Genomic DNA, 26113 nt, shown 5'->3' on the forward strand with positions numbered 1-26113 from the left:
GTGCTATCGATAATCATGTACCGCCTCTTGGCGCGTGTCCCGACGATTAGGGACGAACCCTAGGACGAGCTTGATAATAACGCAGCTCATATCCGTGAAATGCTACAATCAAATTTCATTATTTCCCGCATGTTTCGCGATTTGCGGAAGTATTTAATGGGATATTTATTCAATTTATCCCCATTTCAGTGCAGATCGTCTTTGCGGCTCATTTTAAGATAACAAAAATGTCATCTGAAAAGACTAGACGTTTATCGTCGGTTCAGAATCGAGTCGTAACCGATATATGGGCTATTTAATTTAAAAATCCGGCGACCGCGTAAGTACGCTAATGTAGCTACGTTCGCTTCTCGCCCCATCCGAACGAGGGTTCATCGTCATTCACAAGAATGCGCGATCGAACTTTGCGTGACCTTAAGAATACGCTTCGACCTAAATCAGGAAATCCATTGGATTCTTGAAATGCCGGAGCTTTGACTTCGAATGAACCGACTTTCTTAAGGCATGTCTCACACAGGAGAATATCCATGAAGCGTTTCAAGAACGCGCTGTTCGCGGCAACTGTCGCCACCAGCGCCCTCGCCGCCTCGTTCGCTCAGGCGCAGACCTCGGCCAACAATGACGGCGAGACCGCGGTGCACGGCACCGGCGCGACCTCGATCCAGGGCGTCCTCGTGCAGGAGCTGAACTGCGTCGGCGGCTATTCGAACCTTGGCGCCATCGGCACGTCGACGACCGCCGGTACTTCTTCGGCATCGGTCGAGCCGACCAACCTGTTCTCGCCGGCGCCGGCGAGCGCCTTCAACTGCGCGACGACCGATCTCTTTCCGGGCTTCGGCGGCCGCTACATCGGTTCGGGCTCGGGCACCGGCCGCAGCTCGTGGGTTGCCCCCGGCACGCTCACTTCGACCGCGCCGTTCGTGATCGGCACGGCCAACCCGAACCCCTTCGGCACCTGGAGCAAGGCTCAGTTCGCCTTCGCCGACTCCTCGGTCACCGACGGCGACCTGACCAGCTACACCGGCGGTGCCGCGCAGACCAATGGCGGCGCGCCGATCATGTTCCCGAAGTTCGTGCTCCCGGTCGCGGTCGCTTATAGCCCGATCTACGGCCACAACGACACGACGGGCTCGGACTACACCTTCAACATCCAGTTCCCGCAGAACATCCTCGGCACCGCCGCTGGCGGCCTGCGCATGAGCCAGTCGACGCTTTGCGGCGTGTTCAACGGCAACATCACCAACTTCAACAATGCCGCCTTCACCGCCGACAATGGCGGCACGGTCAGCCTGATGGACACCGACGACAACGCCGAAGCGCCCGGGCGCTGGGCCACGGATGGCGTTCCGATCCGCCTGGTCGGCCGTCTCGACCGTTCGGGCACGACCGACATCTTCACGCGCGCGCTCGCCGCGCAGTGCGGCACGGTCGCGAGCGGCAACCACTACGCCCAGAATGCCGAGACGCTGCCTTACAAGCGTTCGGACCTCGACAAGGCCTCGGGCGGCTTGCGTCCAGTGTTCCAGACCGCGCGTGCCGACACGGGTCTGCAGACCGCCAGCAGCCAGCCGGAAGCCGGCAACGGCCTGACCAACACGATGGTCGGCGCCGAATATTGGAGCGGCAGCGCGATCGTCACGCCGTCGACGAACACCGGCCTGGCGAGCTCGCAGCCGGGCAACCCGCTGTATCAGCCGGGCCTGTTCCTGGTTGCCGATGGCAGCGGCCGCGTCGCCAGCGCGATCAAGGCCACCGGTTCCGGGATTGACTATGCCTCGCCGTTCAACACCAACGTCAAGCTCAACGGCAAGATCGGCTATATCGGCGCTGACTTCATCGACGGCTCGCCCAGCGCGCCGGGCGGCCTGAAGGCGGCAGCACTGCAGAACAACACGTCGGGCGCCTGGCCCATGCCGAGCGCGGCGAACGCCACTGCGGCGTTCGGCACGATCCTCCCGCCGCAGTCGGACGCCACCGCGGCTGACGGCACCTTCAACGACGCCGTCGCCGACACCCGTCAGGTCCGCATCCCGACCTATCAGGGCGGCACGCCTGGCGTGACGGGCAATGCCAAGCGCACCAACCCGCTCGCCTGGTACGACGTGATCTATGCCGGCACGGGCCTGCAGAACCCCTCGGCCGGCTATCCGATCACGGGCACGACGCAGTTCCTGGGCTATACCTGCTACACGGTCGATGCCAGCGGCTCGAACGCTGCGGGGATGATCAACTTCCTCGACTTCAACACCGACTATGTCTCGACCACCGACAGCACGGGCACCGATCGCAAGGGCGCGTTCACCCGCGTCGGCGCGGCCTTCAACAGCTCGGGCCTGCTGATCCGCTCGAACATCGGCGCGCTGCCGGACTCGTGGAAGCACGCGGTTCGTCAGACGTTCCTGGTGAACTCGGGCGAAGCCTCGAGCGTCAACACCACGCTCGGCGGCTATAACCTGTACCTGGCGGGCACCGACGGCAGCACGACCTCGGCCAACAGCACCTGCACCGGCAAGGCAGGCATCTAAGCATCGCCAATACCTGAAAGCGGCGGCTCTGGAGAAATCCGGGGCCGCCGTCTTCGTTTCGAAAGGCAGCTCCGAGAACGAAACCCCGAAGGTTCGCACCTATCCGCATGACCAACAGGGAGAACTTCGATGAGACGTTCGAACAAGGCACTTCTTCTCGCCGCCATCGCCTCCGGGGCTGTGACCTGCGTTCCGGCACAAGCCCAGCGGACGATGGACAATGATGGCGAACGCGCGCTCCACGGTACAGGCTCCTCCTCGATCGAGCGCGAGCTGGCCCAGGAACTCAACTGCGTCGCCGGTTATTCGGACCTCGGCCGGCTCGGCGGCGGCCTCGTAGCGATACCGGAGCCGACCAATCTTCCGGCAGGTGGAACCTTCAACTGCTCGAGCGCCACGGTGAGCGGCGTTCCGCCAATGGAGCTCTTCCCCCTGTTTCTCGGCCGCTACATCAGCGCAACGCCGGACGTGGGCCGCAGCTCGTGGGTCGCAGCGGGCACCCTCACCTCGACCCCGCCCTTCGCGAGCGGCACGGCAAATCCCTTCGGCACCTGGACCAGGGTCCAGTTCGCCTTCACCGACTCGTCGCCCGTCGACAATGATTTCAACGCCTATGTAGGCGGCGCACCGCTTGCGCTTGGTGGCGCGCCGATCCTGTTTCCGAAATTCGTGCTGCCGATCGCGGTCGCCTACAGCCCGATCTACGGCCACAACGTCGCGACGAATTCGAACTACAGCTTCAACATCCAGTTTCCGCAGCCCATCCTGGGCACCAGTGCGGGCGGCCTGCGCATGAGCCAGTCGACCTATTGCGGCGTGTTCAACGGGACCATCATCAACTTCAACAACAGCGCGTTTACCACCGACAATGGCGGGGTCAGCCTGATGGATCCGGCCGACGCCAGCGAATCCCCCGGACGCTGGGCAGCGGATGGCGTTCCAGTCCGTCTCGTCGGTCGCCTCGACCTTGCAAGCGCTACCGACATCCTCACGCGCGCGCTCGCCGAGCAATGCGGATCGGTCGCGAGCGGCAACCATTATGCGCAGAATGCCGAGACACTGCCCTACAAGCGCTCGGATTCGGCGATGGTCCGTCCGGTGTTCGACAGCGTCCTCGCTACTACCGGGCTTCAGACCGCCAGCACCGCGCCCGAGGCAGGCAACGGCCTGGGCCAGACGATGGTCGGTGCCGAATATTGGAACGGCAGTGCGATCGTCACGCCCGTGGCCAATGTAGCCAAGGTCAGCTCGCAGCCCGGCAGCCCGCTTTATCAGCCAGGCCTGTTCCTCGTCGCCGATGGCGATGCGCGTGTCGCCAGCGCGATCAAGGCCGTCGGCGGCGGGATCGACTATGACTCGCCGTTCAACACGGCCGTCAAGCTCAACGGCAAGATCGGCTATATCGGCGCCAACTTCATCGATGGCTCGCCCAGCGCTGCGGGCGGCCTGAAGGCGGCGGCGCTGCAGAACAACACGACCGGCGTGTGGACCATGCCGAGCAGCATGAACGCGAACAACGCGATACGCACGATCTTGCCGCCCCAGTCGAACACGACCCTCGCAGACGGCACGTTCGATGACTCGGTCGTCGATCCTCGCCTGGTTCGCGTTCCGGGCTATTTGCGCGGCGGTATACCGGGCTTCGGCCCAGCGACCCGCGACAATCCGTTCGCCTGGTACGACGTGCTCTATGCCGGCGCGAGCGGAGGGCTGGCCAACCCCTCGGCCGGCTATCCAATCACCGGCACGATACAGTTCCTCGGCTATACCTGTTATCGGCGCGATGCCTCCGGCTCGAACGCTGCGGCGATGGTCAACTTCCTCAACTTCAACACCGACTATGCCTCGACTGTCGACAGCAACGGCGTCGATCGCAAGGGCATCTTCACGCGGGTCGGCGCGAGCTTCATCAGCTCGGGCCTGCTCATGCGCTCGAACATCAGCCCGCTTCCGGATCCATGGAAGCACGCGGTGCGCCAGACATTCCTAGTGAACTCGGGCGAAACCTCGAGCGTCAACACCACGCTCGGCGGCTATAGGCTCTGGATGGCGGAGACCAACGGCTCGGCCGCGTCGCCCAACAGCAACTGCACCGGCAAGGCCGGGATCTGATCGCCGATATCCGGTGGCGGCCCCGGAGAAATCCGGGGCCTTTTTCTCCCCCCGACCGGCCCCTCAACGCTCGATCGTATAGCCGAGCCGCTCGATCGCCGGCGCGAGGATCGGGATCACCGGCTCGAGGTGCTCGAGATAGTTGCGATAGCGGAAGCGTGAGCGCGTATAGAGCTTCTCGGTCACCTGCGCATAGCTGGCGGTGCGGGCATGCCGTGCGTTCTCATGGAAGGCGAGCACCGCCGGATCGAACGGCTCGCCGATGAAATCGAGCATCGTGCGCACCTCGCGCTCCTGGTTGGTCACCAGTTCTTCGTAGCGCACCGCGTGATAGCGGATCGGCATGGCCGCGCGATAATGGGCGATCAGATCGGCGATCAGCGCATAATGCGTAGCGGCGCTCTCCAGCGCGCTGGCGCAATAGAAGCCATGGGTGAGCGCATTCGAAAAGACCGAGAGCACCACGTCGAGCGGATGGCGGACGAGGTGGATGATCGGTGCGTTGGGGAACAACAGGCTGATCAGCCCGAGATGCGTCTCGTTGAGCGGCATCTTGTCGGTGAACCAGCCCTTGCCCGGCGTGACCGCACCCATCTCGTGCGCCTCGTTGAGGTAAAGATCGCGCAGCGTCTCGACATGGCCGCGGCGATCGCCGAGCCACAGCTCGCTCAGCGCGATCGGATAGGGGCCGGGGCTTCCCAGCAGCAATTGGGCGCGCTGCGCGATCGAATGGATGATCGGCAGCTCGTCGCCCGCCGAGATGTTCGGATGCGAGATCAGCGTCTGCTCGACGAGCGTGGTGCCGGAGCGCGGGAAACCGACGATGAAGATCGGCTGTGGACTGCCTTCGCGCACCGCGGCGCGCGGCAGCAGCCGCGTGCGCCCCGGCGTGAAGAAACCCTTGAGCGACGTGACGAGCTGGTTCGCATCGTCGGCGAGATAGCGCGCGCCCGCTTCGCGGATGCGCGCCTTGTAGCCGTCGAAACAGGCGAACGCCTCATCATAGCGGCCGAGCGAGTCGAGGATCTGCCCCTTGGTCAGCAGCGAACCGGCGCCCTCGCCCGCCACGTTCGGCGCGTCGATCGCCGCGAGCGCCCGCTCGGGCTCCTTCACCCGGCGATGGAGGCCGGCACGCATCACTGCCACCCGGACGTCGCCGGCATGTATCGTGTCCGCACGATCGAGCAGCGCGAACGCAGCCGGAAAGTCGCGCGCGGATTCCTCGAGCGCCGCCCAATCGAGCAACATCGGGAGGACGAGGTTGCCTTCCGCGGAGATGCGCTCGTAAATCGCCCGCGCCGCCGCGAACCTGCCCTGGTCGCGCAGCGCGATAGCGCGTGCCGCTTGGAGATCCGGCGCGTTCCGCTTGTCGGGATGCGCGAGCTGCTCAGCGGTCTCGAGGTGGATCTCCGCGGCCTGCGCCTTGCCGCCCGCCAGGAAGATGCGGCCCATCAACAGGTGCGCCACCGATTCCTCGGGCGCGAGCCGCACCAGCATGCGCCCATGCGCATGTGCATGCGGCAGGTCGGTCCGTTCGAGGAAGAAGCTCGCCGCCACCGATCGGATCGTCGCGTCATCGGAATAGAGGTGCGCCATCCGATTGATCGCGGAAGCCGCCGCCTGCCACTGCCCCGCCTCCCGCATCAGGTTGAAGAGCGCGCCCAGCGCCTCGCGCTGGCCGGGCGAGACCTCCAGCACTTCGGTAGCCAGGCGCCGGGCTTCTTCCCGGTCACCGGCGTGATAGGCACGTGTCAGCGCCGTCAGCGCTTCCGCGTGCCGCTCCGGCGGAACCAGCTCGGCCTGGCCAAGATCGAGTTCGCAGCAATTATGCGGGCTGAGCCCGGATCCGCAGGGACAAGTCGAGCCGCTATCGGCATCCTGCTTTTCGATCAGGTCGAGCAAAGACGAACTCCCTGGAAGGCAGGGGCCCGGCATCGCACCGGGCCCCTGCCGGATGTCACGCGACCACGCGGAGCGCCGGTATCGGGCTGGACCAAGACGGCGCAACCATGACGAGCTCCACTTCGAGCATCGCCGGCGCGCTATACGCGATCTTCAGCGAGGCATCGCCATCGGTCCAGCGCCAGCGGGCTTGCTCGCGCTGCTCGAGCGCGTGGAAGCCCGAGGCGAGCGCTTCGCTCTCAAGGTCGATCACCTCACCGTCGAGCCGTAGTTGCGAGACGGCCACGCCGAGCTGCCGGTGATCGGCAAGCCCCGGGACGAGTTGCGACAGCACGCCGCGATTGGACCGGAGCGCGATCTCGCGCGCCGCCGGCAATGCGAACCAGTAGCGGTTGTTGACCGCATGGACCGGCATCAGCGCGACGCCGTCGGCCAGGATCGAAAAATCGGGCTCCTCGCTGCGCACCCAGCCAAGCGCCTCGGCGCGCGCATGCAGCCGTTGCTGGATTTCCAGGAGCTGCGGACCCGCCGCCACCAACGGCGCGCACGCTTCGTCCCAGCTCTTCGGATCGAGCCGGCCGTGCAGCGCCACCGCGTCGTTCGAATTGAGGAAGGTCGCGCGATTGCCGTCGTCGAGATAGCTTTCGCACGGCAGGCCGGCGGCGATCAGGAGGTCGTGCGTGTCGAGCTCGATATGGAAATAGCGGATCGATTCCACCGCTTCCTGCACGATCGTCGCGCCGTTGATCAATCGCCCGGCGGGCACCAGCACGCCATCGACATGGACGGCATGGCCAGGCGAGAGCCGAACGTCGCGCTCGGGCACGTTCGGCGCAAAAGCATGCGCCTTGACACGGACCGGATAGACTTCATCCGGATGAGCATGGCGCGCGGGCCGCGTCGCCGTCCAGCCAATCCATTTGATTGCCCGTTCCTCGCCCGTGGCGGTGAGGATCGCATCGCCTTCGACCAGGTCCTCGACCAGCCGGTCCCCTGTCGGCGTCAGGAGCGGCGTGCCCTCGGCAAAGCAGGCGGTATGAACGCTCGCATCGTAACCGAAGGTAACGGGAAAGGTTACGCCGCTCGCGTTGAAGCCTTGTTCTGCGAATACCGCGCCACCGTAGGACGAGTCCAGTTGATCAATCGAAATATACCGCATGTCTGCGTACAACATCTTGTATAGCAGTAGTCCATTCGGCGAAAAACCGATAATCGCATATTGCTGCTTTGCACCTGGTATCTCCAGGCTGTTGTTGTCGATCTGCGAGAAGGTGATGATACCGAATACCGGGGGCCGGTAATTTGCGCCACTGCCGGATCCGGGCATGTAGGTATAGTCGACGACCGTCAGGGTTCCGACTTGGGTCTGGGTGGTGGTGCTGACAGCCCGAAGCTTGTCGCCTGCAGTTTGCAGATCGTCAGCATTCAGGGTCGCAAGCGCCTGGGTTGAACCGAAGTTCACACCATTCAACGTGCCGAGTTTGGTGTTGAAAGGATTGGAAGGATCGCCCGCCATTTTAAATCTCCAAGGAAAGAAGTGCGACTAGGGACTCATTCACTTATCGGGGTTGATCGTCCTGGCCCGGCACGCAGTCCGGATCGTCGCTTCGGCTGCGATCCTCGCAGCGTCCGTCGCGCGCCGGGCCGAGCACATCGACGGTGATGATCGAGCGGCGATCGGCCGGCGGCTGCGCGTTCCGCGTGACCTCGCGGAGCTGCGCCTGAACCTCGCTGGCGCCGTTGGGCGTCACGTTCACGGTGGTCGTGCCCTGGCTCGGCACGCCGCTGATATCCCCCGCGGCCTTGAAATTGTCGGCGTTCGCCACGCGCGCCGCCGCGACCACGACATTGCCCGAGGCGCGCACACCCGCATCGCCCGCATCGACCTCGCCGACCGGGGCGATCAGGATGACGTCCGATGCCGGATCCTCCGGCGTGCGCTTGAACGTGCCGATGCCCGCACCCGAGACGCTGCCGACGCTGTTGACGTCCGCCAGGCCTTCCTCGTCGAAGCGGACCGTCACCGGCGGGAAGTTCGAGGCGCTCTTGGGCCCCTGGCCGGCATTGAGGTCGCCATTCGACGACCACATGACGATGTTGCCGCCCTGCTGGGTGAACACGCGGCTCTGGTTCAGGATGAAATCGCCGTCGGTGAACGAACGGATCGCGCCGCCACGCAGCGTGAGCACGCCCTCATAGCCGAGCGGAACGGAGGTGAAGCGGGTACCGTTGCTCTGATAGATGATGCCTTGCTCCAGCAGGGACTGGGTCCCGGCTCCCGCCACCTGGAAAGCAGTCGCCCGACGCGTGGTCTGATCCGCGGTCCGCACCACCGAACCGGCGATCACGTCGCCGCCCGGGCCGAGGATGGTGACGTTGCCGCCGCGCGCGGTCTGGATCGTGGCAAGCCGCAGGTCGACATTGCCCGTGAGCACGCGCTTGGCCTTTTGCGGCTGGCCGTCGACGATGTTGCGCACCGGCTCGCCGAGCGGATGATCCGTCGAAATCGTCCGCGGATCGAGCGTATAGGGCGCGAGATTGTCGGTATAGCCCAGGCTCGCGGGGAACAGCGTCTGGATCGCGCGATAGCCGCGGACATATTGCTGGAACGAGGGGCCGTTCCTGTCGCCCACCTCCGCGATCTCATTGAAATAGAGGCGGTTCACCAGGAAGTCCTGCTGGCGGAGCGGATCGATCTTGGCGAACGCCTGGTACAGCGCGTCGGCCCGGCCATAGGCCGCCTGGCTGAGCGCTGCGTCGCTGGCGAAGGCCTGGCCGCCGAAGATGGCGGCAAAGGCCTGGGGCGCGTTGTCCCGCAGCCATTCCGCCAGCAGCGGCGCATAGATCGGCTTGCTGCGATCGGGCCGCTGGTTCCCGAACGAGTCCGTGACCTGCTCGAACAGGTCGCCGTCGAGCTTCGCGAAGTTCGCCGGGTTGAGATAGGTCTCCCGCAGCGCCGCATAGTCCGCGCCGAACGCCATGCCGAAACGCAGCTGGAGGTCCGCACCCGTGTCAGCCAGCCACGGGTTATAGTCATTGCCGATCGTGCGGATGCCACCACCGAAGCTCGCCGACTGGCCGGTGACCGGCGAGAGGATGTTCGCGGAGCTGGCGAACGGACCGATATCCCCGCCCGCCTCGACGATGAAGTTGCCCGGCCCGCCGAGAATGAAATCGTTCGACCGGACATAGGGCCTTAGGTCGGAAGTAGAGGCGATGGTGCCGAGGATGTCGCCTCCCGCGCGGATGCGCGTCACGTCGGACGAGACCAGGTTCTGCCCGTTGAAGAACATGTCGACGATGTCGCCGGCAGCGGTGATCCGCGCCTGCTTGGGCAGGAAGATCGACGTGTTGACGATGTCGCCATTGCTGTAGATTCGCACCGGCTCGGCATCGTCGGCATGGGTGATGCTCTGATTGTGCTGCCGGCGCAGATCCGCGTTGGTCGTCGTCGAGACGACATAGGGGATACGGAACGGGGTGGCGGCGCTTGGCGTGGTGAACGCGCCCGCCATCAGGCCCGGATCGGCGTCGCTCATCGCGATCGACAGATCCTTGATGTTGCCGTCGCTCAAAATGCGCAACTGGCCGAACGGCGACGGGTAGAGCAGTTGCTGCACCAGCGTTGGCAGCACCACGCTCCCGGACAGCGCGGTCAGCGCGACGGAGGGCGGCAGAACCTGCACGCTGCCCGACAGGCCGTAGTCGGCGCCGCTGGCAAGCGTGAAGGACGGCGCGATCTCGACCTTTTCATTGGCCGAAATGGCGATCGCGGCGGCCGGGCTGAAGAATCCGATCGAATCGGGCGTCTGCGGCACCGCGCTGTTCACCCCGAGTGCCGATACCGTGGCCAACGTCGCCGATCCCTTCGCCGATACATCGACCACCGCATCGGCCAGCCGGATTCGCGCATATTGAGGCGGCACCACCCGTTCGAGGATGAGGCTGGCGGCATAGGGCTCGAGGCCAAAGGCGCCGATGTTGCGCTCGGCATGAATGCTGCCCGCGCCCGACGCGACATCGAAGCGCCCCGCCAGGACGTCGCGGCCCGCGCTGAGCACCAGGTTGCCGTTGCCGAACGCCAGCATCACCGGCCCCGCCGCGGTCGGCGCGGTGGTGACGCTGTTGGTCAGCGCCACGTTGAGCTCGACGACGTCGCGTCCGGCCTCGATCGTCACGTCACCGCCGGCGAGCGCGCCCACTCCCGAGGTGAAGTAGCGCGGCGCGATGCCGATTTCGGTATCGACCGCGATGTCGCCGACGCGCCAGCGCTGGCTGCTCACGCCGATCGACGGGTCCTGGGGCGTGCCGTTGGCAAGGCTGAGAACGCGCTCGCTCCACACGTCGCGCGTGCCGAGCACGTCACGCCCCGCGGCCAGGCTGAGGTCGCCGCCGCCATAGGCCAGCACCGGCGGCGTGTCCGACAGCGCCGTGGGCGAAGGAATGAAGTTAAGCTTCTCTGGTGCGGGAGTCAGATAGGGGCTGTCGGGCCGGATCGTGACCAGTCCGCCCCCGACGATCCGCGCGCTGACGTCCACCGGCGCGACGCGCACGCCCGCCGTGTAGACCGCCGCCGCCGAGAAATCGAACGCGGCGTTGACGCTGTTGCCATAGTCCGGCGCCGTGGCCGAAGTGCCGTCCGCGCGGCGATAGGTGACGGCGTTGCGGTCGTTCAGATTGGCCGCACCGCGCAGATCGATGTCGCGCGATGCCGCAACGTCGATCGCGCCGTCGCCGGTTCGCACATAGGAGCGGACCCAGGCCTGGTTGGGCGCGGTCGGGCTGGTCTGCTGGGCGGCGGTGCCATAGCGGGTGATCGCCGGCGTCCGGTTCGCCGTATAGCCGGCCCGGCCGCTCGCCAGCCCGTTCATATAGGTCGTCTCGAAGCTCTTCAGGAAGCCGACGACTTCGGATAGCGGCGCCGTGATCCCGGTCGGCGCGGCCGCCGGCCCGATGAAGCTGTAGCCCTTGCCCGCGAAGTAGAGCAGCGCCGCCGCGCGCGCGTCCGCACCCAGCCCGGTCGATGTGCCCCAGTTGAGCTGGGTATAGGCATCGTCGCGCAGCTGGTTGAGCTGTGCGGTCGTGTTGGTCAGGTCCAGCGCGTCGCCAATGTTGAAATTGACCGGATTGGTGGTCGAAGACCGCAGGAGCTGGAACTGCAACGGATCGTCGAAGCTGACGGTGCCGCTCGCGGTGATCCGATAGCTATATTGGCCCGCCACGATCATGTCGGCATCGACGGCGCGATCGACCTGGAGCGGATTGACCGACAGGGTAGCGCCCGCCCCGGCAACCAGCCGCAGGTCGGACGAATGCATTGCGGTGTTGCCGTCGAGCAGCGGGAAGAGCTCGGCATAGCCCATCGAGTCTCCCGCCTCGCCGCCGCCCGCGGCGCCATTGCCTGCCAGCGCCAGCGGCGAATTGACGAAGGGTGCGCCAGAGAGGAGGCTGCCCTGCAGCGCTTGCGTGCCGAGCCCGATGACCAGCGTGCCCGAGGTGCCGGGGTTGCTGGCTACGCCCGCGGCATAGCTGGGAATGTTTGCGCAGGAGCCGGAGGCGCCGCCGCAGGAGAACTGGATCGCCGGCGAGAAAGTCCGGTCGCCGCCGCCGAGCTGCCAGTTGATATAGGCGGCGTTCGACTTGTCGTGGAAGGTGAAGAAGCCGTCGCTGATGCTGCGGTTGATCGTCAAGTTCCCGCCCGCGCGCATCGTCACCACCGGCGCCTCGCCGCGTGCCGATCCGCCGGTGCGATAGAGGAAGGTGGCGAAACGGTCGAGCAGCACGCCTTCCTTGCCCGGAACGACGCGATACTGGGTCTGGCCGCCGGTACTCAGCTCGGGAATGACCTCGAGCACGCCGGCCGCCACCGCAGCCTGGAGCTGGCTGGGCGAGAAAGTGGCTGCGCCGAGGTTCCACTGGGTGACGGTCTGGATGCCGCCATCCGCGGCGAGCTCGACGCCCGGGCGCAGCCGGATGCCGCCCAGGCTGCTGCCATCCAGCGTCGTGACGCCGAAATCCTGGACGAACCGCACCACCGACGATCCGCCATCGGCAAGCATGAAATCCTCGGTGAACGGATTGAACTTGCCGCCCGACGCGCTGCTCGCCGCCATGTCGAGCAGCAGGGTACCGTCCGCGGCGCGGCTGATACCCGAATAGAGCCCGCTATTCGCCAGCGCGTCGAGATCGTAGCGCTTGAACGCCTCGAGCTGCACCTCGCTCGCGCCCAGCACCGTGCCGTGCAGGCTGACCGACACCTTGTCCTCATTGGCCCCGAGCACCGGCGCGCGGAAACCGACGGTCCCGCCGGTATCCGGCGCCGCATAGCGATAGACGGTAATCGGATTGCCAGTCACCGGATCGGTGATCACCTGCGGGATCAGACGGCCGCCGGATTCGCCAGCAGCCAGCGCCGCCTGGGTCCGCCGCGCACCGACATCGATGACCGCGCCGCTGGCGACGGTGATTGTCGCGCCGGGCGCTTCGATCCCGATCATCACGTCGCCTGCCGAAGCGACGCGGCTGTCGGTATCGGCATGGCCACTGGTGTGCGTGTCGAGCTTGGCGGTGGCGGCGAGCGTCACGCCGGTGCGTCCCCAGAGCGCGATGTCGCCACCATCGACTGCGGCGTCGCGTGCCGCGTCCGCGGTCATCCCCGTGACGTCGACGCCCGAGGTGTCGATCGTGCCGGCGATCAAGATCGCGCCGCCATCGGCGGTGAGGCTGACGCTCTTCGCCTTCAGCACCTGGCCCGCCGCCAGCGCCAGGTCGCCTGCGCCGCTGCGCACGGCGACGTCGCCGCCGAACAGGCGGCCATAGCGCGCGGTGAAGCCGCTCAGGTCAAACGCCGACCGGCCCGCGTCGAAATTGAGCGAGCCCTGGCGATTGCCCTGCACGCCCGGATTGAGCGCCGCATTCAGGGTGATCGCGCCGTTGCCGGCGAGCAGGTTGAGGGTGCCAGCGGCGCCGACGCCATTGTCGGTGATCAGCGCGCTCGCCGCGTCGGCACCGATATTGCCGGTCTTTGACAGGAGGTTGATCGTGCCGCCCCCGGCCGAGACGGTCACTGCATCGACGCTGTCGCCGAAGCTCTTCTCATAGCCCGGCGTGGAAAGCGTCGCGCCGGTCAGCGTGATGTCGCCCTTGGATTCCACATCGATGATGCCGGCCGAGGCGCGGATCAGGCTGCCGATGATCGTTGCCGACAGTACCGGCGCGTCGATGGTGCCGATGCCGATGCTCGCGCCCGGCGCGGCATTGCCTGTCGGCGCCTGGGCAGCGGAGCCTGCCGGCGCCGTCAGCGTGAAGGCGGCGTTGGTGAGGAAATTATAGTCCGGCCGTACCTTCTGCGCGCGCGGATCGGCGACCGCCGCACGATCGGCGAGGAAGGGCGCCCGCAACGTCAGCGCCGCGTTGCCCGTCGAGAACGAGCCCTTGCCCTCGACATAGATGCCGTCGCGCGCGGCAAGCGTCACGGCGGCGGTGATGCCGGAGGTCCGCACCGCATTTGCGCCGAGGCTAAGCGAGGTCGCATCGATTATGAGGTTCGCAGCCTGGCCGCACAGGCCTGCGGTCGCGCAGCCATCGGCCGCGTTGGTCGAGTTGAGCAAACGGACCGCGCCGGCATCGATCGTCACGTTGCCATCCGCCGCGCCGCCGCTGGTCGCCGCAAGCGTCGCGGTGTCGAGCACTAGGTCATTGAAGCGGTGGGACCCCTGCGAAAAGCGGATCGCGCCCGGCGAGCGTACCGTCAGCTGCTGCGCGGTGGCGAGCTTGGCCTCGAGCCCCGCTCCGATCACGCCGGGCTGCCCGGCCGCGCCGGCGCTCGCGTCGAACTGGATCGCGCTGCCGCTGATCGCGATCCGCTGGGCGGAGATCGCCGCCGTGTCCGCGACCGCGAAGCTGCCGCTGGTATCCAGCGCGAGCGCGGCACCGGCGATAGTCGCTGCGCCGATCCGAAGCGTGGAGGCACCGGTGCCGCTCCGCGAAACGAGCCGTTCCGCGCCATTGGCGAGGCGGAGCAGCGATCCCGCCGTCGACGCCGTATAGTCGGTCGCCGGCTGCGTACCGAGCGCGCCGCTCGCCTTGAGCGTCACGCCGTCCTCGATGGTGAGCGTCGAGCCCGCTCCGCCGACCGCGAGGAGCAGTTCGGGCGTGTCCAGCGTCACGCCGCTCCGAATCAGCAGCGAGCGGGCGCTGGCAGTGACCGCCGTCGTCCCGTCGCTGCTGTCGGCGCGCTGGCCGCCGATCAACAGGCTGGTGGCGCCGAGCCGCGCCAGCGTCGCCGAGCTCACCGTGAGCGCGCCTGCGGTCTGCTGGCTGTCGTCCGCGGCGATGATGACGTTGGTCCCGAGCAAGTCGAACTGACCGCCTTGCCCGCCCTCGGCCGGGCTGGTGTCGAAGGTGCCGGCGATGCGCAGCGCGGTGAGCGGGCTGAGGATCACACGCGCCGCGTCGAGCGGCAGGCGGGGCCGGGTCATGCCCTTGTCCGCCGCGCTCTTGACCAGCGTGTCGGACCCGCTGGTGACGACGATGTCCGAATATTTCAGGAAGGTGTCGCGCGTCTGCACGGTGAAGGCGTGGCGCGTCGATTCCGCGATACCGTTCTCGGCATAGCCATAGGTGCCGCCGACGATGACGCTGCCGTCGAGCAGCGTCGCGCTCTGGCCCGGTAGCGGCGCGCCGGTGCCGGTATTCTCCACCAGGCGTAGCGCACCGGGGATCGCCATCGCATATTTGGCGGGCACGAGCAGATATTCGCCGGCGGGCACACCCGGCGCGCCGTCGAGCTTCACGGTCCGCCCGGCGCTGCTGCCATAGAGATCCACCGGCCCGCCGCTGCCGTAATCGGCCGAATAGAGCGGATCAAAGGGCGCGATCTTGCCTGCCTGGCTCACCGGCACCAGCGCGAAGACCTGGCGCTGGTCGGCGAACTGATAGCCCGTGCCGGTGACCGGATCGAAGCCGTTGCTGCTGAACGGATCGCGATTGAAGCGGTCGAGCACATCGCGCGAGCCGCCCACCCCCGACTGGAACTCATAGGCGAAGACGTCGCCGCCGCCGCGACCGTCAATGCGCGCGCCGGCTTCCTCGACGATGGAGGCCGCGGCGAGGTTGAGCTGCCCACTCGGCAGCCGCGTGATCGGGGTGGGGATCGTCGGGAAATAATATTCGATCAGGTCGCTGGTGCTGCCATAGGGGATGTTGAGGCCGGCGCCCGAGACCGTGGTGATGCTGCCCGCACCGAAACTGAGCGAAGTGGTCGCCTGGGCGCTCCCTCCTGCGAACGCGACCGCGGTGTTCGAGCCGAGTTCAAGCAGCCCCAGCGGCGCCGCAAGATAGCCGTTCTGCGCGATCCGCGCGGCGAGGACGCGCAAATGGGTGCCGGCGGAAAGCGGCGCGGACACGCTCGCGTCGAAATAGGTGTTCCCGAAGGTGATGCTGTGATTGCCGAGCGCGACGATGTCGAACGGTGTGATGTTGGTGGTGCGGCCTTCGATCAGCGCCTGCAGATTGCCCGTGCCGGTCGTCGCATAGGTCCGCCGCGCGTCGATCAGGAGATCGCCGGATGCGATGAGCTGGCCGTTATAGGCGACCTGCCCCACGCCGCGATCGTTGACGCCGATCAGGCGGACATCGCCCGAGCTGCGCAGCGTGACCGAGGCGATGGAAGCATCGAAGCCAATGCCGCCGGCGATGTCGATCCCCTGGCCGCCCGCGAAGAGCTCGACCTGCGCATCGCCTGTCGCAGCCGTGGAGGCCGCAGCCGTGCCTTGCCGGCTCGCCAGGCGGACATAGCCGGCGCCTACCGATGCATGCGTTCCCCGCGTCGCCGAGACATGGACCTCGGCATCGACGGCCAACGAACTGTCGGCGGGGGGATCCTGCGAGAGGACCGTCAGCGACTTGCGCAGCGTCAACGAGAAATCGCCGTCGAGCGTCAGCGAATTGCGGGCGACGAGGCTGTCGAATCCGCTCGCCGCGATCATGCCCGCATAGAGATAATCGGAACCGCCCGCCGCATTCGCGCCGAGAACCGGACGCAGCCATTCGATCGTGCCACCCTGCGCCTGGACCACGCCGCCATGGGCGTCGATCGCAGTGGTGCCGAGCGAGCCGCCGCCCAGCGCGGAGATCGAGCCCGCCGCGCTCCATTCGAGATAGGGCACGAAATTGCCCAGACCGGTCGCCTGGTCGAGAAACGCGCTCGCTCCGCTGATGTCGAGCGTCGCGTCATCACGCCGGATCAGGGTGGATTGTACAAGCTTTACGCCCGGCAGGCCGAGTCGCGACGCGGCCACTCCGGCGCCCAGCGCGATGCTGCCTCCGTCAAGCACGCGCCCCGCCCGGACCTGGGCGCCGCCCGGCTGAAACGGCGAATGCGGGTTGAGCACGGCGATGCCAGACAGATCGGTAACGCTGCCATTGTCGAGCAGAATGCCTTGCCCTGCGTCGAGCCGGCCGAGGAAATAGATCAACCGGTCCGAACCTTCGCGCGAGACTAGTTCCCGATTGGTGATCACGCGAGTGGGCGCCGACAGGTCCTTGACCCCTGCCGCGTTGAGCGCGTTCTCGTCGAACCGGCCGCGCGAGTCGGTCGCGCCGCCAAAGGCGTCGGCCAGGCCGTTGCCCCCGAGATCGGCGTCGCGCACGCCGAGCCCGCCGATGACGAGATCGTTGGGCAGATCGTTGCGCTGCGTGATCGAACCGCCGTGCAGCACGATCGTGCCCGCGTTGTAGAGCTTGCCGACGGTGAGGCTCGCCTCGGGCGCGCCGGTGATCGAGCCGCCGGCGAGCACGTCGAGTTCGGTAAGTCCACCCAGTACCAGATGCGCCGCCTTCTGATCCCAGGCTGCGTCCATCCGCGAGGGCGTGAGGAACGACTGGGCGTGCAGGTCTGCTCCCGTCGACAGCCCACGCAACGCGTTCGCCTGATCGGCGCTCAGCACCGAGGGCAGCAGCCATTGGGTGAGGTCGAGCGTCTCGCCCGCCTTCACCTCGAACCGGCTGGTCTCCAGGAATGCGGACTTGCCGGCGCGCGCATTGGTGAAGACATCGTCGACGATCCGCGATCGATAGCTGCTGAGATCGAGCGTCCCGAAGCCGGTATTGCGCAGGAAATCGAAGCCGATATGCGTGGCGCCGGCCCGATTGTCCGAACCGAAGCTGATGTCCGGTGCGACAAGGGCGAACGTGCCACCGCCGGCAAAGCCATAGCCCAGGATCGTCGCCCCGGAGATGTCCACCGTCGCGCGCGGATCGGGAACGAGCTGCGGCAGCACCGGGGTGCCGGGAAGCGGCAATCCGCCGATGGGAAGCGGCGTGAAGTCGACCGACTGGCTCGTGCCGCCGAGCGGCTTGTCCGCAAGCGGATTCGATTCGGCGACGAGGCGGCCGCTGTTGGTCAGGGTGGAGGACGCATAGGTGGTCGCCGCGGAAAGCGAGACGTCGCCGCCCTTGCCGTTAAGCACCAGGTTTCCGGTCGTGGTCACATAGCCGCCCGACATCACGTCGAGCGTCCCACTGACGCGCACGCTGCCGCTCAGGTCGATCGCCTTGGTCGCGGTCTCGAGGCTCGTGCCGATCGCGGCGAAGACGTTGCGCGCGGCCGACAGGCTGATGCTGCCGCCGTCGCTGAACGCCCCGCCGCGCGGGGCGCCCTGCTCGCCGTAATCGTTGACCCACAGCCCCGCGGTCGACAGCGTGCCCGTGACCACGATGTCGAACGGGTGAAGGTCCCCCGGATCGGTGGCGTACAGCAGAACGCCGTTCGTCCCGAGATCGTCTCCCGTGCCATTGCCATAGTTGCCGGTACGAAACGCCGACCCCGCCGGGGCCACACCGGGCGAGGCGCTGTTCAGGGTTCGCGCGTCGATCGATCCCGAATTCGCCGTGACGGTGCCGTCGAACCGGATCGTGCGCCCGGCGGACACCGTCAGCGCGCCTCCGGGCGCTAGCGTCAGGTCCGACACGCCCGTGATCCGCAACGCGTCGGGCGCCTGCAGCGTGAAAGGATTGATGCCCGCGAAGGTGACCGCGCCGAGCGTGGTGAGCGACAGCGCCGACAATCCGGCGCCGGTGAGCATCGCATCGTTGAGCAGCAGCTCGTTCCAGTTCGACTCCGCTGCGCCGCGCTCGCCATGATAGACAAGCATGTCGCCGCCGGACCGGATCGACAGGGCGCCGCCCGAGGGAAGCTCGAACACGCTGCGCTGGAGCAGCCGGGCGTCGCCGGTGAGCGCGCTGGCTAGGCTCGGCCGCATGCCCGCGGCGGTCTGGCGGGCGCCGGCAAAGGCGTTGCCGTAGAGGTTGCCGTCGATGGCGACGGCGGGCGCATTGACGTTGCCGGGGTCGCCGATCGTCAGCCGGCCGGCATCGCGCCCCTCGTCATAGGCGGCGTCGAGCCGGAGGCCCTGCCCCGATGCGCTCAGATAGGTGCGCAGCACGCCGAAACGCGGCTGGACCTCGGTGAAGCCATCGACCACGCCGACATAGACATCGTTGGGATCGGCTTTGCCGATATCGACGATCCGTCCGTCCTTGGTGATCAGCCGGCTGGTCCGCACCGTACCCGCGGCATAGCTGACCCAGCCCCCGGAGAAATCGATCGTCGCGTCCCGTGCGATGTGAATGCTCGGCGGATTCGAGGCAGTGCCGGCCAGCTGCGTGGTCAGCAGGCTGACATTGCCGCCCTTGGTCAGGAATTCCTGCGCGGTCACGCCGATCTGGCCCGCCAGGCTGCCCGCCTCGATCAGCGGCGAGCCGACCCAGGCGACGCCGTCCGCGCGCACGCCGGACAGGCGCGGGTCGACATAGAGCGTCGCGCCGTTGAGCGTGAAATCGCCGTCGAGCGCGACTTCGCGATAATTGGGTGTGTCGCGCAGCTCGTTCCGCTTGACCGGCGTGATCGCGATCGAGTTGCGCGACGCGTCGAGCTGCACGTCCTTGTAGCCGCTGACGTCGATCGTCGCGCCGCGGCCGATCTCGACATGCCCCGGGAATTGGGACTGGATCGTCGTGCCGGTCAGCGCCGCTATATCCTTCGTCGCGCCCACCACCACATTCGCGCCGGGCGCATAGATCAGCGCGTTCTCGCCCATCGTGAAATCGGTCGGCAGCATCGCATACGGCGCCGGTTGGTCCGTCGTCGCCTTCAGCACGACCCGCGTGCCGATCTCGACCTGCGATGCCTTGAAGCCGGCGGGCTCGTTTGCCGTGCCCTGCGGGATGGTCTCGCCATTGTCGTCGGCGACGATCTCGATCCCGCTGGCGAGCGCGGCATTGCTGTTGCCGCCAAGCGTGATCGTGCCGCCGGTCAGCGAGATCTTGCCGTTGCGCGAGACGCTGGTGGTCGCCGACAACAGGCCGTTCTGGGTGATCGTGCCACTCGTCCCGGTACCGAGCGAGAGATAGCCGCGACGCGATTCGATCAGGCCATCGACGACGATCTTGCCGGCCAGATAGTTTCCGGCGCCGCTGCTGCCCAGGATATAGCCGCGGACATAGGGATTCCCGCTGTCCGACCCGCCGGTGGACTCGACGAAATCCACTTCGCGTCCCGCCTGCAGGCTCACCTGGCCCTCGACCGCGCGCAGCGTGCCGGAGCTGCGGATCTCGGGCGCCGCGAGGATCAGGAAGCCGCCGCTGCCGGCGCTCAGCTGCGCGCCGCTGTCGATGACGATGCCGCCTTCCACCCCTTGCCCGGTCACGGCGGAGACCAGCGCCACTGCGGACAGCGGGTCCGTGGTCGGCGCATCCCGGAACAGGCCCGTCTCCAGATAGCCGGCATTGCGGTCCGCGATCGTGGTGGGCCGGGCGTTGGTGCCAATGCCCGTGCTTGCCGCACCCAGCTCGAGCGTGCTCGCCAGCAGCGAATGGGTGTTCACCTGGCTGTTCTTGCCGAAGATGATGCCCGAGCGGTTGAGCACCACGACGGTGCCGTCGGCCTTGACGTTGCCTAGGATCAGGCTCGGGTCGACCGAGTTGGTCACGCGGTTGACTGCGACCCAGCCCGGCTGGGCGACGCCATTGTCTTTCTGGTTGAACTGCAGCGTGGTATTGGCCCCGATGTTGAAGCGGTTCCACGAGAGCAGCGCCCGCTCCTGCGTCTGGTCGATCGTGACGACCACGCGGCCGTCGACCACCGTCTGGCTCGGCAGTCCCGCGCCTTGCCAGGTAGCGAGCCCGGTCGTGTCATAGGCCGCGCCCGCGCTGACGAGCAGCTGGTTCGCGCGGTCCGTGTCGCCGGCCTTGGCCGCGGCGATCGCCTGGCGGATCGCATCGGTCGGGTCGAGACCATCCGGGGAAAGCCCGTCGGTGGCGCCGGTGCGGGTGACCGCCTGGCGCAGCGAGCTCGCATAGGCGCGGATCTGCGCGATGCGCGACTGGGTCGAGCGCTGGCGCGACAGCGCGGCCTGCATCGTCGGCGAGCGCACCGGCGTCGTGCTGGGCTGCTGCGCCTGCGGCCGCGGCGCGCCGGTCTGCTGGCGGAGCATAGCACCGATCGTCTGGGCGCCTGCCGGAGTGGCGACCAGGCTGCACGCCAGCGTCGCGGCGCTCGTGCCGAGGAGCAGCAGGCGGCGGCGCGCCGGAACGGGCGACGACGAGCGGCGACGGATCATTGCGGTACTCCAACCGGAAATTCGTTCAAACACGCGAACAGGGTCGATGCGCGGCCACCGCTCCGCACCGCATGGTCGACGCGATCGCGCGAGCCTGACGGGGGGAAGCGGCCGGACATCAGAAGGCGACGCCCAGGTCGAGGTGCAGCACGTCGATCGCCAGCGGCGCATCGACGATCTGGTTGGCGCTCAGCCAGCGCGCGCCAAGGGCGATACCGTCGAAAGGCGACCAGGCGCCGCCGACAACGAAGCCGCGCGCATTGGTGCCGCCGAGATGGAAGTCGGAATCGGTGAAGCTGTCCGGGACGGCGTCGCTTTCGAGATATTTGTAGGCGAGGTTGACTGCCCAGGCGCCGCGCTTGGCGCGGCTCGGATTGACGCTGAACAGGTTCGGATCGCCGATCGAGAAATAGGCGCCATAGCCCTGGTTGCCGCCGACGAAGCGCGCCGGATTGGTCGCGTCGCAGGCACCCTGGAGCGGATTGTTGGTGGGATCCGAAAGCACGACATTGTTGAGCGGCGCGCCGTCAGGCCCCTCGGCGCAGATACCCTTGGGGTTGAAACCGAGATTGTACAGGTAGTTGCCGCTCAGCCTGGCGATGACCCGTTCGGAAATCGGCACGCTCACCGAGCCGTTGAGATCGAGCACGCGATAGGCGAACTTCAGGCCCAGATATTGCGGCTGCCGCGGATCGTTCGGATTGGGATTGGCGGTCGTGTCGAAACGCCGCAGGAACATCAGCGTGTTGCCCTTGGTCGCGAAGAGCGGGCGCAGCGCATCGGTCGAGCATTCGACATTCTCGACCGAATAGATGTCGCACGGCGCCGAGACGTGCCCGCGCAGATAGGTGAAGTCGTGATAGGCGCCGGCCAGATGCGCCTCGACGCCGTTGCCGAACTTCTTGGCCAGTTCGAGCTGGCCGCTGAACAGATAGCGGTCGCGCCAGTTGCGCTTCTCGGACGAGGTCGAGGGGAAGTCCGGGTCCTCGAACATGATCGGGAAGGCGCCGCCGCGCACCGCCACGGTGAAACCGTCCTCGCCAAGGATCTTGGTGAGGTTGGCCTCGCCGTAGAGCCCGTCGAGCGCGAGGTCGGGATCGAACATCAGGTCGGTGGTGCGGAACGGATTGTCGAACCGGCCGAGCATTGCCGTGAAGCCCGGCACCAGTTCGCCCTTCACATAGGCGTTCTGCAACCACAGGTCGCGTTTGCGGAAGCCGCCGGTGAGGGCGGCGTTGGTCGAGATCGGGCCGGGATCGTCGCCGGTGGCGAGCTGGAAGCCGAGCGTGAATCGCTGGGCGATCGTCGCCTCCAGCCCGATCCGCGCGCGGATCTCCATGTTGTTGCGCTTGTCGCGAGTGGTGTTGATGCGCGGTGCGAGCTGGCGCGTCAGGTCGATCGGCCCGGTATCGTTGAATTCGGACACGTCGATATAGTCGGGCGAATTGTCCTTCGCGTAGAAGCTCGAGGCCGAGCGAAAGCGCAGGTCGCCATGGATGCGGATATTGTCGACCCAGTCGGGCGCAGCCTTGTCGGGCGCAGCCTTGTCGGGCGCTGCCCAGCCTTCGGCCTTGGCCTGCGCCAGCACTTCCTTGCGCAGCTCGTCCTTGATCTGGGTGCGAACCGTCTCGGGAACATAGGGCACGCGCACCGTCCCCGCCGGGGGCGGCGGCAGCTCGGCCGACGCTTGCTGCACCGGAGCCTGCGCGGCTTGCGCCGTCGCGGCACGGACCTGCGCGGCCTCGGCGCGCGCCTGGTCCATCAGCGCCTTGCCCTTCTCCGGCGTCAGCACACCCTGCTCGACCAGCAGCCGGACCAGGTTCACCATCGAGCTGTCCGACGGATCGGCCGCGGGGGTCGCCTGCTGGGCCAGCGCGGGAGTCGCGCCCAGCATTGCGATGACCGCCACACCGCAGCGCCAGCCCCGAACCAATCGGCCAAAGTTTCGATGCCCTGACATTCGCTATCCCTTTTGCTCGCGGCGCCGCTCAGAGCGGCCGCCGCCCTCGAACCGTGATTCTGTATGGAAAGGCCATTCCGGACGGCGGTGGATCGAGCCGCGCCCCGCGCAGCACCGTCATCAGCCGCTGCAGCGTCGCCTCGTCGTCATTCCCGTGCGACTCCGCCAGGCGCGCACCGCTTACCTGACCCTGCGCATCGAGCGTCAGCAGCACGTCGGCGGAGAACACCTGCCGGCTGAGCCGGTCGTCCGCGGACACGCGCTGTTGCAGCGCGGTGCTCAGATAGCGGCGATAGAGGCCCAGCCCCACGCCCCCGCCGGCCGGCTTGGCGCCGCAATTGGTGCCAAGGCAGGTGCCGCCGCTCCCCGGCGCGCCGATCCCGCCGCCGCTGCCCGCCGCCAGCCCGAAGCTGTCGCTCCCCGCCTGTGCCGGCGCGGCGATCGTCACCGGCGCCGCCTGGGGCTGCTGCTGCGGCGTCTTCGGCGCCTCGGCCGGCGAAGGCTGGGGCTGCTCGGTCGGCTCGGGAGGCTTTTCCTTGAGCTCTGGCGGCGGCGGTGGCGGGGGAGGTGGCGGCGGCAACGGCATCACGTCGACCACCGACTTGGAATCCGCGTTGACGCGCACGCCGCGCACCGCAGTGATCTGGCTATAGATGAACCACGCCAACGCCCCGAGCAGCACCAGCCCAAGGACATAGGGCAACGCGCCGCGGATCGCCGAGCGATCCTCGAAAGCCTCGAAATCCGGGGGCTGCATCGTGCTCACGCGCGTTTCGCCGCCTCAGGAGGTGGGGCCGGGCTTGCCGGTGACCAGCCCCACCTTGTTGAGATCAAGCTGGCGGCACAGGTCGAGAATCTGCGTCACCTTGCCATATTGCGCGGTCTGGTCGCCCTTGAGCACGATCGGCACATCGGGATTGCTCGCCTTGGCGTTGCGCAGCCGCGTCTCGAGATCGGCGATCGTCACCGGAAAGGCGTCCATGAAGATTTGGCCGTCGGTGGTGACGGTGATCGCGATCGTCTTGGGCTGGACCAGGCTCTGCGCCGCGCTCGCCTTGGGCAGATCGACCTTGATCCCCTGCACCGAGGCGGTGGCCATCAGGATGAAGATGACAAGCAGCACATAGGCGAGGTCGAGCATCGGCGTGATGTTGATGTCGTCATAAGCCTTGCGGCCCTTGTTGATCTGCATGGCTGGTCTCCCCTCGCCGCAATCACTCGGCCGCCTGGAGCGCGGGCGGCGGGACGTCCTCGATCTGCATCTCGGCGAGGCGAGTGATCAGCCGGTCGACGAAGACGCGCATCTCGTCTGAGAGCGCCGAGATCCGGCTGTTGAGATAATTGTATCCGAACAGCGACGGGATCGCGCAGGTGAGGCCGGCGATCGTCGCCATTAGCGCTGCGGCGATGCCCGGCGCGATCGCGTTGACGTTGACGTCGCCCGCCTGCGCCACGCCGGCAAAGGTGTTCATCACGCCGAGCACCGTTCCGAGCAGCCCGATGAAGGGCCCGCCGGAGATCGCGATGGTCAGCAGCACCAGCCAGCGATCTAGCTTCTGGTTCTCCTCGACGACCACGGCATCGACCGCGGCGCGCATCGCCTCGACGCTCTCCCCGGCCAGCGGGCGCCGGCCGCGCGCCTGGCGGCGCACTTCGAGTTCCTCGATGCCGGTCTCGTAGATCCGGCCGAGCGGCGCGCGCTCGATCGCCGCCAGCTCGCGCGGGCCCACGCCTTCGACCTGCTTCATGCTGACAAGATGCTCGTGCAGGTTGCGGAAACGCCGCAGGAACACGCGGTTCGCCCGCACCGATCGGTTGATGTAGTTCGACTTGGTGATCATCACCACGACCGCGAGCACCAAGATGAACAGACACAGCCCGATGATGAAGGCGTCGATCAACTCGACCTTGCTCAGCACGTAGAAGAAGGTGCCGCCGCCCGAGCTCTGCCGCTCGGCGGTGCCGGCGACGGTGACGATCTTGTTGCTGGCCCCCTCCGCCTGGGCGCTCGCGAGCAGCATCGCGGCGGGGCGCGCGGTCTTGGACAGGCGAACCTCGTCGAGTTCGCCCGTGAACGGCCGGCCCGCGGCGCCGCCGAGCGTGATCGGCCCGTCGAGCGCGGGCAGCGCCCCCGCCCCGGCCGCCGCCTCGACGCCGTTCACGTAAAGCCGCACATTCTGCCCGTCGGCGACGAAGCCGAGCTGCGTCCATTCGCCGGGCTTTAGCGCCGCGGTCGCCTGGATGCGCTGCGCCCCGATCAGCGCGAAGGGCACGCCATTGGCGATGCCAAGGATCAGCGGCCCGCGCGTGAAGAGCGCTTGCTCGCCGGCTGGCTGGTCGGCCTTCACCCAGGCACTCAGCGTCAGCGGCGCGCCAGCGGGCATCGCCAGCGACGGCGTCGCCGGGATGACGAGCTCGCCCTGCCCCTGGAAGCGCGCCGCACGCGCGATCACGCCATTCTCGTCGATCGCCGGCACGGCGTTCTGGGCATTGTTGGCGTTCGCGGTCAGGTCGGCGGCGGGCTTCCCCGCGGCTTCGCTGAAATGATAGGCGGCGACCGTGTCGGGATCATAGGTCTGGGCGATATTGCTGCCCGCCGGCGCGTTCTTGTTGCCGAAATAGAGCCAGAGCTGCCGCTTCTCGCCGCCATTGAGACCGGGGACCGACACCCACAAGGTCGCGATGCTGTTCGCCGCGTCGTAGCGCTCGATATGGAAGGGCAACGGTGTCTTGCCGTCGCTGTCGATCACGCGCAGGTCGGCGCCGTTCTCGAGCGCGTCGCCAAAAGTGAAATTGCCATCGTGGAGCCGCACCAGCAGCACCGTGCGGCCGATCGCGCCGCTCAGATTGCCGCCGGTCGGCGACGTGTCGACCGTCACCGGCCGCCGATAGGGCCAGTCCTTGTTCCACCAGCCGCCGCTCGTCTGGGCAAAGGCCGGAGTGGTGATCGCGAGCAGCGCGATCAGCCAAGCGAGAAATATACGGCCCACAGT

General features: G+C 67.1%; 9 protein-coding genes. 2 read left to right on the plus strand and 7 right to left on the minus strand.

What is annotated here, in order from left to right; all coding sequences use genetic code 11:
- Positions 1 to 527 precede the first annotated feature (527 nt).
- Both ABLE38_RS19340 and ABLE38_RS19345 read left to right on the plus strand, forming a co-directional pair.
- Positions 528 to 2525 (plus strand): hypothetical protein, encoded by a 1998-nt coding sequence (locus ABLE38_RS19340; RefSeq protein ID WP_348975889.1) that lies wholly within the window; start codon positions 528 to 530, stop codon positions 2523 to 2525.
- A gap of 129 nt (positions 2526 to 2654) precedes the next feature.
- Entirely contained in the window at positions 2655 to 4637 is a 1983-nt protein-coding gene (locus ABLE38_RS19345) for a hypothetical protein (RefSeq protein WP_348975890.1), read from the plus strand.
- A 63-nt stretch (positions 4638 to 4700) separates the two neighbouring features.
- On the opposite strand, the gene ABLE38_RS19350 is transcribed toward ABLE38_RS19345, so the two are convergent.
- The 7 genes from ABLE38_RS19350 to ABLE38_RS19380 form a co-directional block, all read right to left on the minus strand.
- Positions 4701 to 6539, minus strand: a complete 1839-nt coding sequence (locus ABLE38_RS19350) for a sulfotransferase (protein ID WP_348975891.1) — start codon at positions 6537 to 6539, stop codon at positions 4701 to 4703.
- Positions 6540 to 6594: 55 nt separating this feature from the next.
- Positions 6595 to 8055, minus strand: coding sequence for a Hint domain-containing protein (locus ABLE38_RS19355; protein ID WP_348975892.1), 1461 nt, complete (start codon positions 8053 to 8055; stop codon positions 6595 to 6597).
- Between the two features lie 43 nt (positions 8056 to 8098).
- Entirely contained in the window at positions 8099 to 21160 is a 13062-nt protein-coding gene (locus ABLE38_RS19360; RefSeq protein ID WP_348975893.1) for a filamentous haemagglutinin family protein, read from the minus strand.
- 118 nt (positions 21161 to 21278) lie between these two features.
- Positions 21279 to 23069 carry a putative porin gene (locus ABLE38_RS19365; RefSeq protein WP_348975894.1) on the minus strand — a complete coding sequence of 597 codons (1791 nt, stop codon included), beginning with the start codon at positions 23067 to 23069 and terminating at the stop codon, positions 21279 to 21281.
- 79 nt (positions 23070 to 23148) lie between these two features.
- The gene (locus ABLE38_RS19370) at positions 23149 to 23886 is read right to left on the minus strand and encodes an energy transducer TonB (protein ID WP_348975895.1); all 738 of its coding nucleotides are present in this window, start codon (positions 23884 to 23886) and stop codon (positions 23149 to 23151) included.
- Between the two features lie 15 nt (positions 23887 to 23901).
- A complete protein-coding gene (locus tag ABLE38_RS19375; RefSeq protein WP_348975896.1) occupies positions 23902 to 24312 on the minus strand; it encodes a biopolymer transporter ExbD in 411 nt (136 codons plus the stop codon).
- A gap of 22 nt (positions 24313 to 24334) precedes the next feature.
- Positions 24335 to 26110: a DUF2341 domain-containing protein gene (locus ABLE38_RS19380; RefSeq protein ID WP_348975897.1), complete on the minus strand. Its 1776-nt coding sequence runs from the start codon at positions 26108 to 26110 to the stop codon at positions 24335 to 24337.
- Positions 26111 to 26113: the final 3 nt, after the last annotated feature.

Source organism: Sphingomonas sp. KR3-1, from assembly GCF_040049295.1.
In the GTDB taxonomy this organism is placed as follows: domain Bacteria; phylum Pseudomonadota; class Alphaproteobacteria; order Sphingomonadales; family Sphingomonadaceae; genus Sphingomonas.

What these genes read in the sequence shown, in the direction of transcription:
- ABLE38_RS19360 (WP_348975893.1), bottom strand. Translation starts at nt 21,160, where the DNA reads ATGATCCGTCGCCGCTCGTCGTCGCCCGTTCCGGCGCGCCGCCGCCTG.
- ABLE38_RS19340 (WP_348975889.1), top strand. Translation starts at nt 528, where the DNA reads ATGAAGCGTTTCAAGAACGCGCTGTTCGCGGCAACTGTCGCCACCAGC.
- ABLE38_RS19345 (WP_348975890.1), top strand. Translation starts at nt 2,655, where the DNA reads ATGAGACGTTCGAACAAGGCACTTCTTCTCGCCGCCATCGCCTCCGGG.
- ABLE38_RS19355 (WP_348975892.1), bottom strand. Translation starts at nt 8,055, where the DNA reads ATGGCGGGCGATCCTTCCAATCCTTTCAACACCAAACTCGGCACGTTG.
- ABLE38_RS19375 (WP_348975896.1), bottom strand. Translation starts at nt 24,312, where the DNA reads ATGCAGATCAACAAGGGCCGCAAGGCTTATGACGACATCAACATCACG.